The organism is Kitasatospora sp. NPDC006697 (genome assembly GCF_042869935.1).
Taxonomy (GTDB): Bacteria; Actinomycetota; Actinomycetes; order Streptomycetales; family Streptomycetaceae; genus Kitasatospora.
Window position 1 is genome coordinate 85,444 of record NZ_JBIAGU010000022.1, and the last position, 16,743, is coordinate 102,186.

The following is a 16,743-nucleotide window of genomic DNA, read 5'->3' on the forward strand; positions in this document are numbered from 1 at the left end:
CTCCTGCTGTCAGTTGCGATGATGTAGCCTGACTCGGCTAGTGACGGTCTGTCCGATCATTACCACGCGAACCGCCACCCACCAAAGCGGCGGCCGCCGAGTCCCCGGGCGCTTCACGTGCGGAGATCGCAGAGCAGAACCGTCGTGCCGCACGTGGTCGCGGGAGAACACCGGGGCCGACGCGACTGACCACGTGCTCGACCGTTGAAGGGGATCTCGTGAGCAGCACTCTTACCGCAGACAGCGCCGGATCGGTGCACGATTTCAAGGTCGCCGACCTGTCGCTCGCCACGTTCGGCCGCAAGGAGATCGAGCTCGCCGAGCACGAGATGCCGGGCCTGATGGCGCTGCGTCGCGAGTACGCCGAGCAGCAGCCGCTGCGCGGCAAGAAGATCGCCGGCTCCCTGCACATGACCATCCAGACCGCGGTGCTCATCGAGACCCTGGTGGCCCTGGGTGCGGACGTCCGCTGGGTGTCCTGCAACATCTTCTCCACCCAGGACCACGCCGCCGCGGCGGTCGTGGTGGGTCCGAACGGCACCATCGAGAACCCGCAGGGCTGCGCCGTCTACGCCTGGAAGGGCGAGACGCTGGAGGAGTACTGGTGGTGCACCGAGCAGCTGCTGGTGTGGCCCGACGGCTCCGGCCCGGACTCGATCGTCGACGACGGCGGTGACGTCACCCTGCTGGTGCACCTGGGCGTGGAGTACGAGGCCGCGGGCGCCGTTCCGGCCGTCGGCCCGGAGGACTCCGAGGAGTACGGCATCATCCTGGAGACGCTGCGCCGCTCGGTCGCGGCCAGCCCGGCCAAGTACACCGAGATGGCGAAGTCCATCGTCGGCGTCTCCGAGGAGACCACCAACGGTGTCCGCCGGCTCTACAAGCTGGCCAAGGACGGCGTGCTGCTCTTCCCGGGCATCAACGTCAACGACTCGGTCACCAAGTCGAAGTTCGACAACAAGTACGGCATCCGCCACTCGCTGATCGACGGCATCAACCGCGCCACCGACGTGATGATCGCCGGCAAGCTGGCGGTCGTGCTCGGCTACGGCGACGTGGGCAAGGGCGCCGTGGAGTCGCTGCGCGGCCAGGGCGCCCGCGTGGTGGTCACCGAGATCGACCCGATCTGCGCGCTGCAGGCGGCGATGGACGGGCTGAAGGTCGTCACCCTGGACGAGGTCGTCGAAGAGGGCGACATCTTCATCACCACCACCGGCAACAAGGACATCATCATGGCCGCCGACCTGGCCAAGATGAAGCACCACGCGATCGTCGGCAACGTCGGCCACTTCGACAACGAGATCGACATGGCCGGCCTGGCGCAGATCGAGGGCATCCGGAAGACCGAGATCAAGCCGCAGGTCCACACCTGGACCTTCCCGGACGGCCACGCGGTGATCGTGCTCTCCGAGGGCCGCCTGCTGAACCTGGGCAACGCCACCGGGCACCCCAGCTTCGTGATGTCCTCCTCGTTCTCGAACCAGACGATCGCCCAGGTCGAGCTGCACACCAAGACCGGTGAGTACGGCCGCGACGTCTACGTCCTGCCGAAGCACCTGGACGAGAAGGTCGCGCGGCTGCACCTGGACGCGGTGGGCGCGCACCTCACCACGCTGACCAAGGAGCAGGCCGACTACATCGACGTGGACGTGGCCGGCCCGTACAAGCCGGAGCACTACCGCTACTGATGCTCAAGGGCTGACTGAGGCTCAAACTCGCGGTGGGCGAGGCGGACGACCGCCTCGCCCACCGCTTTTTCACCCCGGCAGGCCCGCTGCCTGCGCAAATGGTTCCTGCCGAGACGACCCGTGAAGCATCCGGGCAGTCGGGCACCCGCGCGGTTCATCTGCGGTCCGGCTTAGTTCATCTGGTGAAACGTCACACGCAGAAGACGCTTGATCCGAGCCTGACATGCAAGTAGGTTGAGGTCGTGTGTGAGTTCGGCGGCCGTCCGGGGGAACGGGCAGTGGCGTCGCGGACTCTCAGGGACCACAACGGGACGACGCAGGGGGCCGATTCTCAGATGGAACGCGACTGACGCGATTCAACAGGCGGCCCACGCGGGGCCGTTGTCGCAACGGGCGGCGGAGCCTCCGCGGTCCGGCAGGAGAGCGCTGGGCAGCCGACGGCAGCGGCGGCCGCAGCGCGGACATCAGCTGGGCCGAGACGGCCACGCCCTGACCCGGCGTCGGACGCCGGCCGATCCACGCGCCGCACCGGAGCGGCCGAGCGAGGCGTCGTCCGGCAGATTCCGGCTGCCCGCATCCACTTTCAACTCGCTTTTCCATTAACTGATTTCACTTTTCTCAACGAGCGCGCCCGGCATCCGGCCGGCCGCCGCTCACGGCTGCCTTGGCCGAGCACCACGCACCACAGGAGAAGCATGGACCGCGAGACGGGGGACGGCTCGACCGCCGACGACGGGGCGCGCACCGGAGTGCTGACCAGCACGCCGATCGACCCCGGCGAGACCGGGTTGCCAGGCGAACAAGCTAGGCAAAACGGCTACTTGAGCGCACGTCACGTCGCGCAGTTCGTGGGCGGACGGGCCGTCGCCGCACTCGGCGACCAGTTCCTGCTGTTCGCCATCCCGCTGCTCGCCTACAAGATCACCGGAAGCGCCTCGAAGAGCGGTCTCATCTTCTTCGTGGAGTGGCTGCCCCGGATCCTCTTCATGCCGATCGCCGGGGTGCTCGCGGACCGGATCCGCGGCTACTTCCTCTTCGTCGGCTCCGACGGCGTCCGCGCGGCCCTCGCGCTGGCCGCCTTCGGCCTGATGTACGCGGTGCCGGGCGGCCAGTTCGCGGTGCTCTGCGTGCTGGTCGCGGGCATGGCGCTGGCCAACGCCCAGTCCTACATCGCACTGGAGAGCTCGCTGCCGCGGTTCGTGCCGATGGAGCAGATGGTGCGTGCGCAGTCAGTCGTGCAGGGCACCGAGCAGACCAGCGAGGTGCTCGGCCCGGTGCTGGCCGCGCTGCTCTCCGCGGTGCTGCCGACCAGGGACATGCTGCTGGTGATCGGCGCGGTCTACGCCCTGACCACGCTCAACATCTTCGTGCTCCGCCCGCACCTGCGCGCCGAGGTGGTGGCCGGCGAGGGCGAGCCGACCACCCTGCGGTCGATCGGCGCCGGAGTGCTGGACGGGGCCAGGACGCTGCGCTCGCTGCCGGCCATCATCGGACTGGCCGGCCTGACCATGACGGTCAACCTGATGGTGGGCGTCGGCATGTCGACCAGCGCGGCGATCACCAGCGGCACCTTCCACAAGTCGGACCGGTACTTCGGCGTGCTCACCACGGCGGCCGGCGTGGTCGGCATCCTGACCTCCTTCGTGGTGCCGAAGCTGGCCAAGCGGCTCAATCCGATGGCGGCCCTGGCGATCTCCTACGGGATGATCTGCCTGGGCGGGATCGGGATCAGCCAATCCGCCAACTTTCCAGAGTTCGCGGTGAGTTACTCGCTGTTGATCGGGAGCATCGGGTTCTTCAACGTCTTCATCCGGATGGAGCGGGTGAAGCGGATCCCGAGAGAGCACTTCGCGAAGACGATCGCGATCATCATCCTGCTGAACCAGATCTCCCTGCCGGTGGCGGGCCTGCTGGTCACCGTCTTCGCCACCGCGCACGATCCCCGCACCGTCTCCCTCGGCAGCGCCGTCGGCTCCGTGTGCATCGCCGTCCTGCTGATTCCGCTTCTCATCCAGCTGAGGTACCACCATGCGCATCCTGGTTCTGCACCGGATCACCGATAAGCTCATCCGCTACGCCGACGGCATCGACCACACCGCCCACGAGGTCAGCTACGTGGGCACCGCCGACCGGCTGGCCAACCTGCCCGCGGACCTGCGCTGCACCAGGATCGAGCGGCCGGGCACCGGCGATGCCGCGACCGAGGTGCTGGCCGCCGTCGAGGGCCTGCCGAAGCCCGAACTGGTCATCGCCCTCTCCGAGTTCGATCTGATCGCAGCCGCCCGGGTGCGGGCCGCGCTGGGCGTCGCGGGGGAGACCGAGGAGCAGATCCTGCCGTTCCGCGACAAGGTCGTGATGAAGGCCAAGGCGGCCGCGGCGGGGGTGCGGGTGCCGCACTTCCTGCCGCTGGCCGCGGCGCTGGCCGCCGACCCGGCCGAACTCCCGTGGAAGGCCGAGACGGTGCTCAAGCCGCTGGACGGCGCCGCGAGCGAGAACGTCCGGGTGTACCCCACGCCGGCGGACGCCCTGGAGGCGGTGCGCGGGCACGGCCTGCCGGAGGGCACCGAGGCGGCCGGCTTCGAGATCGAGGAGTTCGTCAGCGGCCCGATCGTCCACGTGGACGGCCTGGTCGTGAACGGCGAGCCGGTGGCGGTGCGGGCCAGCCGGTACGTCAACACCTGTCTCGGCTACGCCGAGGGGCTGCCGCTCGGCTCGGTCCAGATCGACCCGACCGAGGAACTGCTCGGCTGGACCGCCGACTGCCTCGCCGCGGTCGGCATCACCACCAGCCTGTTCCACCTGGAGGGCATCGAGACCCCGAACGGCCTCGTCTTCCTGGAGGTCGGGGCGAGATTCGGCGGCGCCGACGTGGTGGACACCTTCGAGCTGGCCACCGGGCTGCACATGCCCTCCCGGTTCCTGCAGATGATCACCGCCGAGGGGGTCGGGGCCCCCGAGGTGCGGCCCGACGACTCCGGGTCGCGCTACGGCTGGTTCGTCTGGCCGGGCCACCGGCTCGGGACCGAGACCTGCCGGATCTCGGGCGAGGAGCGGTTCCGGACCAGTCCGCTGGCCTGGCGCTGGAGCCAGCGGGCGGAGGGCGAGCCGATCAAGACCGTGCTCAGCTACTCCGACACCGACGTCCCGCTGGCCGGCATCGTCGGCCCCGCCGACGCGGCCACCCTCGACGCCTTCCTGCGCGACCTCTTCGCCTCCGTACGTGTCGAACCCCAGACCCCTGAGGAACAATCCGATGAGCGCGATACCCACTGACCTGAGGCCGTCCACCACCCTGACGACCGCCGACCGGGAAGCCGCCCGCCCAGCCGCCAAGGTGATCCTCGGCGTCGCGGCCAGCGACTCGCACGCGGTGGCCAACCACCTGATCGCCTTCCAGCTGCGCCAGCTCGGCTACCAGGTGGTCAACCTCGGACCCTGCACCCCGGTCTCCGAGTTCGCCGACTGCCACGCCGAGAACGGGGACGCCCTCGCGGTCGTGATCGGCTCCATCAACGGCCACGCCCTCGAGGACCTGGCCCCGCTGCGCGCCGTCCGCGACCAGGGCCTGCTGGACTGCCCGGTCATCGTCGGCGGCAACCTCTCGGTCGGCAGCGCCAAGACCGGCCGGGAGGGGGACGCCCTGCTCGCCCTGGGCGTCGACCACGTGCTCCAGGACGTCGACGAACTCGTCGGCCTGCTCGAGGAGTTGCGTGCCGAAGCGGCCCGGGCGGAGCTGCACCCCGCCCGTCTCGAGACGGTCGCCTGATCCCGAACCGCGCCAGATCCGCCGTCAAGGCGGCGGTGGGCAAGAGAAATTCGTGAACTGAGGAGTTCTGGTGTTCAACCTCCGTGGGGCCCGGGCCAACCGGGACCACTACCTGCTGCTGCTCGGAGCCGACCCGCTGCTGCGCGAGCGCGCCGTGGTCTCGGCGCTGCGGACCTACCCGGGCCCGGTGTTCGGCATGGTCGAGTCGACCGTGGTCAACGCGAACCGGATGTTCGACCACGTGCTGCCGGCCAACCCGTACAACGCCAAGGAGGCGCTGGCGGCGGTCGAGGCGATCGAGCGGGAGACCGGCCTGACCCCGGACGCGGTCGTGCCGGTCCTGGAGCTCAACCTGCACGTCGCGGTGGCCATCGCGACCCGTTACGGCCTGCCCACGCTGGCCGAGGAGTCGCTGGCGCTGGCCCGCGACAAGCACACCATGAAGGCCGCCTTCGAGCAGGCCGGCATCCCCTGCGCGCGCCACCGGCTCTTCGGCTCCCTGGACGAACTCCAGGAAGTGGTAAAGGAGTTGACCTTCCCGGTGGTGCTGAAGCCGCGCGACTTCGCGGGCAGCGTCGGGGTGGTCAAGGTGGACGGCCCGGACGGGCTGGCCGCGGCCTTCGACCACTGCCGGGCCTCGCTGCTGGAGATCGCCCCGACCTACGACTTCGCCGACGGGCGCTACCAGGTGGAGGAGTACATCACCTCCACCCACGAGGTCTCCGTCGAGGTGATCAACTACGAGGGGCAGCGGGCCGTGCTCGCCGTCACCGACAAGGCCAAGGGCGGCGCGCCCTACTTCACCGAGACCGGCCAGCTGGTGCCCAGCCGGGAGACCGGCAACGCGGCGCTGCGCGAGCTGGCGCTGCGGGCCTGCGAGGCGCTGCTGATCGACCGCGGCATCGCCCACGTCGAGGTGCTGCTCAACGGCTCCGAGGAGATGAAGGTCGTCGAGGTCGCGGCCCGCCCCGGTGGCGACGGCATCATGGACCTGATCGACCGGGTCTACGGCTTCAACCCGTACGACCTGCACATCGCGGCCTACCGCCGGACCATCGACCGGCTGCCCGAGATCCCCGCCGAACTGCAAGGCGTCGGGGCGATCGGCTTCCTGAAGGCCCCGGCCGGCGCGATCACCGCGATCGCCGACGTGCCCGCGCAGGACGGTCCGGAGATCGCCCGGTACGTCACCAGCAAGGTCGGCGACACCTCCCGCGCCGCCACCTCCTACCTGGGCCGCAACGGCGTCATCGAGGTCTTCGAGCCGGGTGCCGCCCAGGAGGCCGCCGAGGCCGTCCAGCAGCGGACCACCGAGCTGGCCGCCCGCCGCAGCACCGAGCTGTTCACCGTCACCGAGAACTGAGCGAGACCATGACCGAGCAGATCCACGACCTCATCGGCATCGGCTTCGGCCCCGCCAACATCTCGCTGGCGGTGGCCCTGGAGGAGCTGCACCCGGAGATCAGCCCGCTCTTCCTGGAGGCCCGCGACACCGTCGTCTGGCAGCCCGAGATGCTGCTGGACGGCTCCGACATCCAGAACAACCCGGTCCGCGACCTGGTGACCCCGCGCAACCCGCGCAGCCACTACACCTTCCTCAACTTCCTGCACGAGCAGGGCCGGCTGCTGGAGTACCTGAACCTCGGCCTGGAGTTCCCGCTCCGCAAGGAGTACAACCAGTACATCACCTGGGTCGGCTCGCACTTCGCCGAGCGGGTGCGCACCTCCTCGCCGGTCACCGCCGTGGAGTTCGCCGCCCTGCCGGACGGCACCGAGGGCTACCGGGTGACGGTGGCCGGCGGCGGGACCGAGCTGGCCCGCGCCGTCGTGGTGGCACACGGCCGCACCCCGTTCGTCCCGGCGCCCTTCGACGCGGTCGAGTCCGACCGGGTCATCCACCTCACCCGCTACAAGAGCACGGTGGAGCGCCTGGCCGGCGAGCTGCGCACCGGCCGGATCGCGGTGGTCGGCGCCAGCCAGAGCTCGGTGGAGCTCACCCTGGACCTGGCCCGGCGGTTCCCGCAGGCCGAGGTGGTCAACCTGACCCGCGGCTTCGCCCACCGGCTCAAGGACACCTCGCCGTTCAGCGAGGCCAGCATCATGCCGGAGTTCGTGGACTACTACTTCCACGCCTCCCAGCAGAGCAAGGACGAGCTGGACGCCGACCTGCGGTTCACCAACTACTCCGCGGTCGACATGGACGTGCTGCGCGAGCTGCACCTGATGATGTACGAGCAGAAGCTCGACGGCGCCCAGAAGGTGCACGTCCGCAACAACTCGGTGGTCACCGCGGCCGCGGTGGCCGGCGACGGCGTCGAACTGGTGGTCCGCGAGCGGCACTACGGCCAGGAGGACCGCGAGCGGTTCGACCTGGTGGTGCTCGCCACCGGCTTCCGCAACTTCGGCGGCGGCCCCGGCCAGGAGCCGCACCCGCCGATCCTGTCCGCGGTGGCCGGACAGCTGGCGCACACCGAGCGCGGTGCGGTGGCGGTCTCGCACGACTACCTGGTCTCGGCCGCCGACGGCCGGGAGATCCCGCCGCTCTTCCTCTTCAACCTCAACGAGTCCTCGCACGGCATCGCCGACGCCGGTTCCTTCAGCCTGCTCTCGCTGCGGGCCGAGACGGTCGCCCGCGGCGCCGGCAAGCTGCTCGCCAACTCCGCTGACGAGGTGTCCGAGTGACCGGGCGGGAGAACCGCGCCGCGGTGCTGACCGAGCTCCCCGGCCCGCTCTCGCGCAAGCTGCTGGCGGAGCAGGCGGCCAACGAGTCCTCGGCCCGCACCTACCCGCGCAACGTGCCGATCGCGATCGCCGGCGGCAGCGGCTCCTACCTGGAGGACCTGGACGGCAACCGCTTCCTGGACTTCCTCTGCGGGGCCGGGGTGCTGGCGCTGGGCCACTCCCACCCCGGGCAGGTCGCCGCCGCGCACCGCCAACTCGACGTCTCCACCCACCTGCTGGACTTCCCGACCGAGGCCAAGCAGGAGTTCACCCGGCGGCTGCTGTCGCTGCTGCCGGGCGACATGGGAGAGCGCTCCCGGGTGCACTTCTGCGGCCCGACCGGCGCCGACGCGGTGGACGCCGCGATCAAGCTGTGCAAGACCTACACCGGCCGCGGCGACGTCATCGCCTTCCACGGCGGGTTCCACGGCAGCACCCAGAGCACCATCGCGATCACCGGCCTGCGCTCCTCCAAGGAGCACCTGGTGAACCTGCTGCCGGGCGCCTCGTTCTTCCCGTACTCCTCCTGCTTCCGCTGCCCGCTGGCGCTGAAGCCGGAGAGCTGCGAGATCAACTGCGCGCAGTACCTGGCCAATGTGCTGGACGACCCGAACGGCGGCGTGCGCAAGCCGGCCGCCGTCATCCTGGAGCTGGTCCAGGGCGAGGGCGGCGTGGTGCCGGCCCGGCTCGAGTTCGTCCAGCAACTGCGGGAGATCACCAGGCGGTTGGACATCCCGCTGGTGATCGACGAGGTGCAGTCGGGCTGCGGCCGGACCGGCACCTGGTACAGCTTCGAGCAGTACGGGATCGAGCCGGACGTGGTGGTCTCGTCCAAGGCGATCGGCGGCGGCCACCCCGCCTCGGTGATCATCTACAACGAGCGGATGGACGGCTGGAAGCCCGGTGCCCACACCGGCACCTTCCGCGGCAACCAGCTCGCCTTCGCGGCCGGCGCCGAGCTCATGCGGGTGGTCGCCGAGGAGGGCCTGCTGGAGAACGTCCGGGAGGTCGGCGGCTTCCTCCGGGAGGGCCTGCTGGAGCTCCAGCGGCGCCACCCCTTCCTCGGGGACGTCCGCGGCCTGGGCCTGATGCTCGGGGTCGAGGTCGTCCCGGTCAACGGCTGGACGGCCGCACAGCTGGCCGACCGGCTCCGCAGGGCCTCGCTGGAGCGGGGCCTGCTCTTCGAACTCGCGGGACGGGACGACGTGGTCGTCCGGTTCCTGCCCGCGCTCAACCTCAGCCGCGCCGAGGCCGCCGAGGCCCTGGAGATCTTCGGCGCGGCCGTCACCGAGACAGCCAAGGAGTGCGAGCGGTCCCCCGGGACCGACTCGCCCGGTGCCGCAAGCGAAGGGACGAAACCATGACCATGATGGCAGAACGGGCGTCCGCGTCAGCCGAAGCACAGGACCAGTCCGCCGCGATCCGCGCGTCGTTCGACCGGTTCCCCGGTTGGACGCAGCACCTGTGGACGTGGATCACCGGTAAGGCGCAACCCGACCAGCAGCCGCTGGTGCGGTTCAACACCACCACCTACCTGATCGCCGACGTCCTGGCGCTGGCGGCCGGCATCGGCTCCGCCTGGTGGATCGTCGACCAGGGCTGGACCCTGTGGCTGCTCCTGCTGCCGCTGAGCTGGGTGCTGACGGTCTCCGCCTCCCGGGTCTGCTCCACGGTGATCGCGCACCACTGCATGCACACCCGGTTCACCGGCAAGATCAAGTACGACCGGGAGATCGCCCAGGTCCTCTCCACGCTGGTCTGCACCGAGGACGCGGACCAGTACTACGAGGACCACATCAACCTGCACCACCGCAAGGAGACCTTCGCGACCATCGCGGACCCGACCATCCAGCACCTGCTCAAGCTGGGCTTCCGGCCCGGTATGAGCGTGCCGGCGCTCTGGCGCAAGCTCGGCTGGACGGTCGTCTCGCCGCTCTTCCACGCGGAGTTCCTGGCCACCCGGCTGGCCCAGAACCTGTGGCGCTCGGCCGTGTACCGCCGGGTGATGGCGCTGGTCTACCTCGGCTCGGTGGTCGGCCTGGTCGCCTGGCAGGGCGCCTGGGTGCCGTTCGCGCTGGCCGTGCTGGTGCCGCTGATCCCGCTCTACCAGATCGTCGCGCTGCTGGAGTTCCTCAGCGAGCACGCCTGGTTCAAGTCCAAGGACGAGAGCCTGGGCGGCCGTGCCTTCCACGTCTCGCACTCCTGGGGCCGGTTCAACGGCGACGAGCTGCCCGCCAAGGGCCTCGGCCTCGCCGCGGTCGGCGCCTGGACCCGGTGGACCCTGCGGCTGGCGTTCTACCACTTGCCGGCCCGCATCCTGGTGGTGCCGGGCGACCTCTCCCAGCACGACTTCCACCACCGCAAGCCCTCCACCTTCAAGTGGCTGCAGGCCGCCTACGCGCGCCAGCAGGACATCGACGCCGGGCACCCCGGCTGGCCCGCCTACACCGACGTGTGGGGCCTGGGCGTGGCGATCGACCGGGTCTTCACCATCCTCAGCGAGGAGGAGGAGTCCTCGTGGGAGCTCGTCAAGTCCGAGGAGGAACTGGTGAACGCCAGGTGAGCACCGCTACCGCCGCGGTGCCGTCGAGCCCCCTCCCGGAGGGGGACGGCGGCGCCGGGCGCCCCGTCCTGGTGGTCAAGTTCGGCGGCTCCTCCTTCACCGGTCCGGCCGACTACCGCGCGGTGGCCGGCTACCTCGGCCGGCGTGCGGCGACCCACCGGGTGGTCGCCGTGGTCAGCGGGATGTCCGGCACCACCGGGCGCCTGCTGGAGGCCGCCCTGGCGATCGACCCCGACCTCAGCCCCGAGGTGCAGGACGAGCTGCTGGCGACGGCCGAGATGGTCAGCGCCGGGTTCCTGCGCGCGGCCCTGCACGCCGAGGGCCACTCGGCGATCGACCTGTGGGCGCCGCAGCTCGGCATCCTCAGCGACGACAACGCCACCCGGGCCGCGATCCGCTCGATCGACCCGCGGCCGCTGCTCGACGCCCTGGCGGAGCACCAGGTGGTCGTGGTGGCCGGCGGCCAGGCCGTCCGCCCGGACGGGCGGATCACCATGCTCGGCCGCAACAGCTCCGACCTGACCGCGGTCGCCCTGGCGGGCGCGCTCGGTGCCGGGCACTGCGAGATCTACTCGGACGTGCCCGGCGTCTACACCGCCGATCCCTACCAGGTGCCCGAGGCCGTGCTGATGACCCACCTCAGCTACGACCAGTGCGCCCAGATGTCGGCGGGCGGCGCCAAGGTGCTGCACGGCGGCTCGGTCGCCGCCGGGCGGGCGTACGGGGTGGCCATCGTCTGCCGGGCTCTGCAGGGGCCCGGCGGCGAGGCCGGCCGGACGGCCACCGAGGGCACCGTGGTCGGCACGGAGGAATCCGGGCGGACCGTGGTGGTCGGCGACCGCAAGGCCCAACTGCACCGGTTCGAGGGGGTGCTGGGCCAGGAAGGCTCCTTGGACACGGCCCTGGCCGAGCTGCGGGCCGCGGCCTTCGACGTGGTGCCGGTCGAGTTCGAGGCCGGCACCGTGCTGGCCTTCACCGGCACCCAGCGCGGGGTGGACGAGGCGCTGACCCGACTGGGCGTCAAGACCGAGGCGCTGTCCGGCCTCGGGCTGGTCTCGGTGGTCGGACCGGACGGCGCGGCCGAGCGCCGGCTGCTGCCGCTGGACCGGCTGGACGACACCGTCCGCGCCCTGCACGCCGAGCACCACGGGGCCGGAGCGGCCGAGGGCGAACGGTTCCGGGGCGCCAAGCACCGGTCCGAGCAGAGCTCGCTGCTGCTGGGCGGGTCAGCGGTGACGGCTTGAGCACGGTCAACCTCGCGGTCCTGCCGGACCTGGACGAGTCGATCCGCTACGCGGCCTCGCTCGGCAAGCCGACCGTCGCCGAACTGCTGGCGCGGGCCGAGGAGTCGGGGCAGCCGCTGGTCCAGCCCCGGTGCGGGGTGGGCGACCACGCCGCGATGCGCGAGCTGTTGCTCGCGCTGGAGGCCGGGGCGCAGCCGGAGGTCCTGACCGTCACCATCGACTCGCACACCCGGCTGCTGCAGTTCGACAGCGTCCGCCGGGCGCTGGCGGCCGATCCGGGCCGGCTGAACGGCTACCCGCTGATCACCCAGGGCTGGGAGCGGGGGCGGGAGCTCAACGAGAGCGTCCGCGCCCCGCTCCAGGTCCGGCACGGCTCGCCGGACGGCCGCCAGCTGTTCGACACCGCCGTGGCCTCCGGCTACACCTCCTACGAGGGCGGCGGGATCGGCTACAACGTGCCGTACTCCAAGGACGTGCCGATCACCGAGTCGCTGCGCACCTGGCAGCAGGTGGACCGGATGGCGGGGGAGGTGACGGCGGCCGGACTGACCATCGACCGGGAGCTGTTCGGCACCCTGACGGCGGTGCTGATGCCGCCCTCGATCACCATCGCCACCACCCTGCTGGAGGCGGTGCTGGCGGCCGAGCAGGGCGTGCGCTGCATCTCGGTCTCCTATCCGCAGGGCGGCCACCTCTGGCAGGACCTGGCCGCGCTGCGGGCCATCCCGCGGCTGGCGGCCAGGTACCTGGACACATCTGATGGCCCGTCAGGAGTTCGGGTCCACACCGTGCTGCACCAGTTCATGGGCGTCTTCCCGCGCGAGCCCGACCGGGCCGCCGAGCTGATCGTCTACGGCGGCCTGACCGCCGCGCTGGGCGGGGTCGCCAAGGTGGTCAGCAAGTCGCCGGCCGAGGCCCGGGGCATCCCGACCGCGGCCGAGAACAGCGAGGGCATGCGGCTGGTCCGGTCCGGCTTCGCGCACGCGGCCGGGTTCCCAGTCGACGAGGAGCGGGTCGAGGCCGAGGCGGAGCTGATCGAGCGGGAGGTGCGCGAGCTGGTCGAACCGCTGTCGGGCGGCTCCGACCTGGTCGCCGCGATCGGCGCGGCCTTCGAGGACGGGCGGCTGGACGTGCCGTTCGCGGCCAGCCGGTTCGCCCGGGCCGAGGTGATGCCCTGCCGGGACGGCGAGGGCGCGATCCGGTTCGCCGGCTTCGGCGGCCTGCCGTTCTCGGCGGCCACCAGGGCCGCCAACGATGCCTTCCTGGACACCCGGACCGGCGCGGGCCGGACGCTCGACGGCATCGTCGGTGACATCAACTACATGGCGGAGCCGCGCGAGCCCCGCCTGCTGGACCGCTTCCGCCCTACGTCTCAACCCCGTTGAGCTCAACCCGAAAGGAGCCCCCGGTGTCCGCAGCCAGCGAGAGCGCTGTTCCCGGCGGTGTCAGAATCGGAATCGTCGGAGCCACCGGCCTGGTCGGCACCGTGATCCGCAATTTGCTGGTGGAGCGCGAGTTCCCGGTCGCGGAGATCCGGTACTTCGCCTCCGCCCGCTCGGCGGGCAAGGTGCTGGACTGGAAGGGGGCGGAGGTGGTCGTCGAGGACGCCGCCACCGCTGACCCGAGCGGCCTGGACATCGTCATCTTCTCGGCGGGCGGAGGGACTTCACGGGCGCTCGCGCCGAAGTTCGCCGCCGCCGGGGCGACCGTGATCGACAACTCCTCGGCGTTCCGGTCGGATCCCGAAGTTCCGCTGGTGGTCAGCGAGGTGAACCCGGAGGCGGTGAAGGACGCCGCCAAGGGCATCATCGCCAACCCCAACTGCACCACCATGGCGGCGATGCCGGTACTGAAGCCGCTGCACGACGCGGCCGGGCTGGTCCGACTGACCGTCAGCAGCTACCAGGCGGTGTCGGGCGGAGGTGTTGAAGGCCTGGGCGAACTCGCCCGCCAGGCCGCCGAGGGCGCCGGTGCAGGTGCCGAACTCGCGCTGGACGGGCGGGCGGTGGAGTTCTCCGCGGGGGAGAAGTTCCCCCGCACCATCGCCTACAACCTGATCCCGTTCATCGGCGCGTTGGTCGAGGACGGATCGCAGGAGACCGACGAGGAGCAGAAGCTCCGCCATGAGAGCCGCAAGATCCTCGGCCTGCCGGAGCTGAGGGTGGCCGGCACCTGCGTCCGGGTCCCGGTCTTCACCGGCCACTCCCTGTCGGTGCACGCCGAGTTCGCCAACCCGCTGTCGGTCGAGCAGGCCACGGAGCTGCTCCGGGTGGCGCCCGGCGTGGAGCTGAGCGAGATCCCCAACCCGCTGCAGGCGGCCGGCCAGGACCCGAGCTATGTCGGCCGGATCCGGCAGGACCAGAGCGTGGAGGGGAACCGTGGCCTGATCCTCTTCATCAGCAACGACAACCTCCGCAAGGGCGCGGCACTGAACACCGTGCAGCTCGCCGAGCTCCTGGTGGTCGGTGGCCGCCCGGTGGCAGCCCGGCGCTGACCGCCCCTGCCGGAAACGCGGCGCGGCCCTCCCCGCTCGGGGAGGGCCGCGCCGTCGGTGTGCTCAGGGCCAGACCAGGCAGTACAGCTGGTGCCCCGCGTCGTGCAGCCGGTTCGCGAAGTCCTGCCACTCGTGCAGCATCGAGTAGATGACGAAGGCGTCCCGCGGGCCGCGGCGGTCCGGCACGGTGGACCAGATGAAGGCGGCGGCGCCGAGCTCGGTCTCGTCGGCCTTGCGGAGCGGCTCGACCACCGTGGGCGGGAGCTGGACGACGGCGTAGTCGGGGTGCAGCACGACCAGTTCGAGCGGCGGGACCTGGTGCAGCGGGACGCCCTGGATGCCGGTGAGCACCATCGCGCTCATCGTCTCCGGCTTGATCTTGGTGGAGAGGTGTCCGTTCGGCGAGCCGCTGGTCTCCATCAGGTCGCCGAGCCGGCCGAGCGAGCCCAGCTCGCCGGCGTCCAGGCCGAGACCGCCGGGGCCCAGCGCGGTGGGGACCCGGGCGGCGGTGGCGCGGTCGGGAGCCCCGAAGTACTTGTACGTCACCCCCACGCGACCTTCACCCCGCCTTCCCCTTCCCGCACGAGCCGCCTTGCGGTGTGCCCCCGCGGCCTGCTCGAAGCCGTCCTGCTCCTCGGACACTCGGACCATCCTCACCGGAATTCGCCGGAACCGACAGACCCCCGGGCCGCCGGTGTCCCGCCGGAGGCCCCATTTTCCCGTTGTGCCGCCTTCGTGCGACCGAATCCGGACATGCCGACCGGATCCCGCCGGGTCACCCGGGACCGGGGGCCCGGGGTTCGTGACATCCAGTGTGCGGGATGAATCTACCCGTGGCCGCACACGGATCATCGTTCCAGATGATCGGCTCCGACATGCAGAGGTAAAGGACACGATTTGAGACCGGAGCCGGTTTGAGAGGATGGGGCCTCGTGAGCTACCCCTATGAAGCCCCTCAGTCCCAAGCGCTCTTCGACCGCGCGTCGGCGGTGACCCCCGGCGGGGTCAACTCCCCGGTGCGCGCCTTCCGGGCGGTCGGCGGCACCCCGCGGTTCATGGTGTCCGGCAGCGGCCCCTACCTGACCGACGCCGACGGGCGCGAGTACGTGGACCTGGTCTGCTCCTGGGGACCGATGATCCTCGGCCACGCCCACCCCGCGGTGCTGGAGGCCGTGCAGCGCGCCGTGGTCCGCGGCACCTCCTTCGGTACCCCCGGCGAGGGCGAGGTGGAGCTGGCCGAGGAGATCGTCGCCCGGGTCGCCCCGGTCGAGCAGGTCCGGCTGGTCTCCTCCGGCACCGAGGCGACCATGTCCGCGATCCGGCTGGCCCGCGGCTTCACCGGCCGGGCCAAGGTGGTCAAGTTCGCGGGCTGCTACCACGGGCACGTCGACGCCCTGCTGGCCGCCGCCGGCTCCGGCCTCGCCACCTTCGCGCTGCCCGATACCCCGGGCGTCACCGGTGCCCAGGCCGGCGACACCATCGTGCTGCCCTACAACGACCTGGCCGCCGTCGAGCAGGCCTTCGCCCGGCACCCCGGCGAGATCGCCGCGGTGATCACCGAGGCCTCCCCCGGCAACATGGGCGTGGTGCCGCCGGCCGCGGGCTTCAACGCGGGCCTGGCGCGGCTCTGCCGGGCCAACGGCGCCCTCTTCATCTCCGACGAGGTGATGACCGGCTTCCGCGTCTCCAAGGCCGGCTGGTACGGCCTGGAGGCCGCCCAGGAGGGCTGGGCGCCGGACCTGCTGACCTTCGGCAAGGTGATGGGCGGCGGCTTTCCCGCCGCGGCCTTCGGCGGCCGGGCCGACGTGATGGCCCAGCTGGCCCCGGCCGGCCCGGTCTACCAGGCCGGCACCCTCTCCGGGAACCCGATCGCCACCGCCGCCGGCCTGGCCCAGCTGCGCCACTGCACCGACGAGGTCTACACCACCCTCGACCGGGTGGCCGACACCGTCTCCGGCCTGGTCGCCGAGGCGCTGGCCAAGGAGGGCGTGGCGCACCGGCTGCAGCGCGCCGGAAACATGTTCTCGGTCTTCTTCACCGAGCAGCCGGTCACCGACTACGCCACGGCGAAGACCCAGGAGTCCTTCCGGTTCACCGCCTTCTTCCACAGCCTGCTGGCCGACGGCGTCTACCTGCCGCCGTCCGCCTTCGAGTCCTGGTTCGTCTCGGCCGCGCACGACGAGAAGGCGATCGAGCGGATCGCCGCCGCACTGCCGGCCGCCGCCCAGGCCGCCGCCCGCGCCACCGCGCAGCACTGAACCGAGAAC

The 16,743-nt window shown here is 71.2% G+C and carries 13 protein-coding genes; 12 read left to right on the forward strand and 1 reads right to left on the reverse strand.

Annotated features, from left to right (window positions below):
* Positions 1 to 254 precede the first annotated feature (254 nt).
* The 11 genes from ahcY (at position 255) to ACFYNO_RS27455 (ending at position 14,476) form a co-directional block, all read left to right on the forward strand.
* On the forward strand, positions 255 to 1,688 hold the full coding sequence (gene ahcY / locus ACFYNO_RS27405) for an adenosylhomocysteinase (protein WP_388018117.1): 1,434 nt from the start codon (positions 255 to 257) through the stop codon (positions 1,686 to 1,688).
* Positions 1,689 to 2,383: 695 nt separating this feature from the next.
* Positions 2,384 to 3,751, forward strand: a complete 1,368-nt coding sequence (locus tag ACFYNO_RS27410) for an MFS transporter (RefSeq protein ID WP_388017935.1) — start codon at positions 2,384 to 2,386, stop codon at positions 3,749 to 3,751.
* Positions 3,717 to 4,961, forward strand: coding sequence for an acetyl-CoA carboxylase biotin carboxylase subunit family protein (locus ACFYNO_RS27415; protein ID WP_388017938.1), 1,245 nt, complete (start codon positions 3,717 to 3,719; stop codon positions 4,959 to 4,961). Before ACFYNO_RS27410 ends, ACFYNO_RS27415 begins: the two co-directional genes overlap by 35 nt.
* A complete protein-coding gene (locus ACFYNO_RS27420) occupies positions 4,942 to 5,454 on the forward strand; it encodes a methylaspartate mutase (RefSeq protein ID WP_388017941.1) in 513 nt (170 codons plus the stop codon). The genes ACFYNO_RS27415 and ACFYNO_RS27420 overlap by 20 nt, the downstream gene beginning before the upstream one ends.
* Before the next feature lie 70 nt (positions 5,455 to 5,524).
* Positions 5,525 to 6,817 carry an acetyl-CoA carboxylase biotin carboxylase subunit family protein gene (locus ACFYNO_RS27425; RefSeq protein WP_388017944.1) on the forward strand — a complete coding sequence of 431 codons (1,293 nt, stop codon included), beginning with the start codon at positions 5,525 to 5,527 and terminating at the stop codon, positions 6,815 to 6,817.
* Positions 6,818 to 6,825: 8 nt separating this feature from the next.
* Entirely contained in the window at positions 6,826 to 8,136 is a 1,311-nt protein-coding gene (locus ACFYNO_RS27430) for a SidA/IucD/PvdA family monooxygenase (RefSeq protein WP_388017947.1), read from the forward strand.
* Positions 8,133 to 9,539, forward strand: coding sequence for an aspartate aminotransferase family protein (locus ACFYNO_RS27435; protein ID WP_388017950.1), 1,407 nt, complete (start codon positions 8,133 to 8,135; stop codon positions 9,537 to 9,539). Before ACFYNO_RS27430 ends, ACFYNO_RS27435 begins: the two co-directional genes overlap by 4 nt.
* The gene (locus tag ACFYNO_RS27440; protein ID WP_388017953.1) at positions 9,536 to 10,738 is read left to right on the forward strand and encodes a fatty acid desaturase; all 1,203 of its coding nucleotides are present in this window, start codon (positions 9,536 to 9,538) and stop codon (positions 10,736 to 10,738) included. Before ACFYNO_RS27435 ends, ACFYNO_RS27440 begins: the two co-directional genes overlap by 4 nt.
* Positions 10,735 to 11,982, forward strand: a complete 1,248-nt coding sequence (locus ACFYNO_RS27445; protein WP_388017956.1) for a hypothetical protein — start codon at positions 10,735 to 10,737, stop codon at positions 11,980 to 11,982. Before ACFYNO_RS27440 ends, ACFYNO_RS27445 begins: the two co-directional genes overlap by 4 nt.
* On the forward strand, positions 11,979 to 13,367 hold the full coding sequence (locus ACFYNO_RS27450) for a methylaspartate mutase (RefSeq protein ID WP_388017959.1): 1,389 nt from the start codon (positions 11,979 to 11,981) through the stop codon (positions 13,365 to 13,367). The genes ACFYNO_RS27445 and ACFYNO_RS27450 overlap by 4 nt, the downstream gene beginning before the upstream one ends.
* Before the next feature lie 23 nt (positions 13,368 to 13,390).
* The gene (locus tag ACFYNO_RS27455) at positions 13,391 to 14,476 is read left to right on the forward strand and encodes an aspartate-semialdehyde dehydrogenase (RefSeq protein ID WP_388017962.1); all 1,086 of its coding nucleotides are present in this window, start codon (positions 13,391 to 13,393) and stop codon (positions 14,474 to 14,476) included.
* Between the two features lie 63 nt (positions 14,477 to 14,539).
* Here ACFYNO_RS27455 and ACFYNO_RS27460 read toward each other — a convergent pair whose 3' ends face one another.
* Entirely contained in the window at positions 14,540 to 15,022 is a 483-nt protein-coding gene (locus ACFYNO_RS27460) for a hypothetical protein (protein WP_388017965.1), read from the reverse strand.
* 386 nt (positions 15,023 to 15,408) lie between these two features.
* On the opposite strand from ACFYNO_RS27460, the gene hemL reads away from it, so the two are divergent.
* A complete protein-coding gene (hemL, locus tag ACFYNO_RS27465) occupies positions 15,409 to 16,734 on the forward strand; it encodes a glutamate-1-semialdehyde 2,1-aminomutase (RefSeq protein WP_388017968.1) in 1,326 nt (441 codons plus the stop codon).
* Positions 16,735 to 16,743: the final 9 nt, after the last annotated feature.

Coding starts and splice junctions, on each gene's coding strand:
- ACFYNO_RS27420 (WP_388017941.1), top strand. CDS start 4,942: ATGAGCGCGATACCCACTGACCTGAGGCCGTCCACCACCCTGACGACC.
- ACFYNO_RS27430 (WP_388017947.1), top strand. CDS start 6,826: ATGACCGAGCAGATCCACGACCTCATCGGCATCGGCTTCGGCCCCGCC.
- ACFYNO_RS27440 (WP_388017953.1), top strand. CDS start 9,536: ATGACCATGATGGCAGAACGGGCGTCCGCGTCAGCCGAAGCACAGGAC.
- ACFYNO_RS27410 (WP_388017935.1), top strand. CDS start 2,384: ATGGACCGCGAGACGGGGGACGGCTCGACCGCCGACGACGGGGCGCGC.
- ACFYNO_RS27415 (WP_388017938.1), top strand. CDS start 3,717: ATGCGCATCCTGGTTCTGCACCGGATCACCGATAAGCTCATCCGCTAC.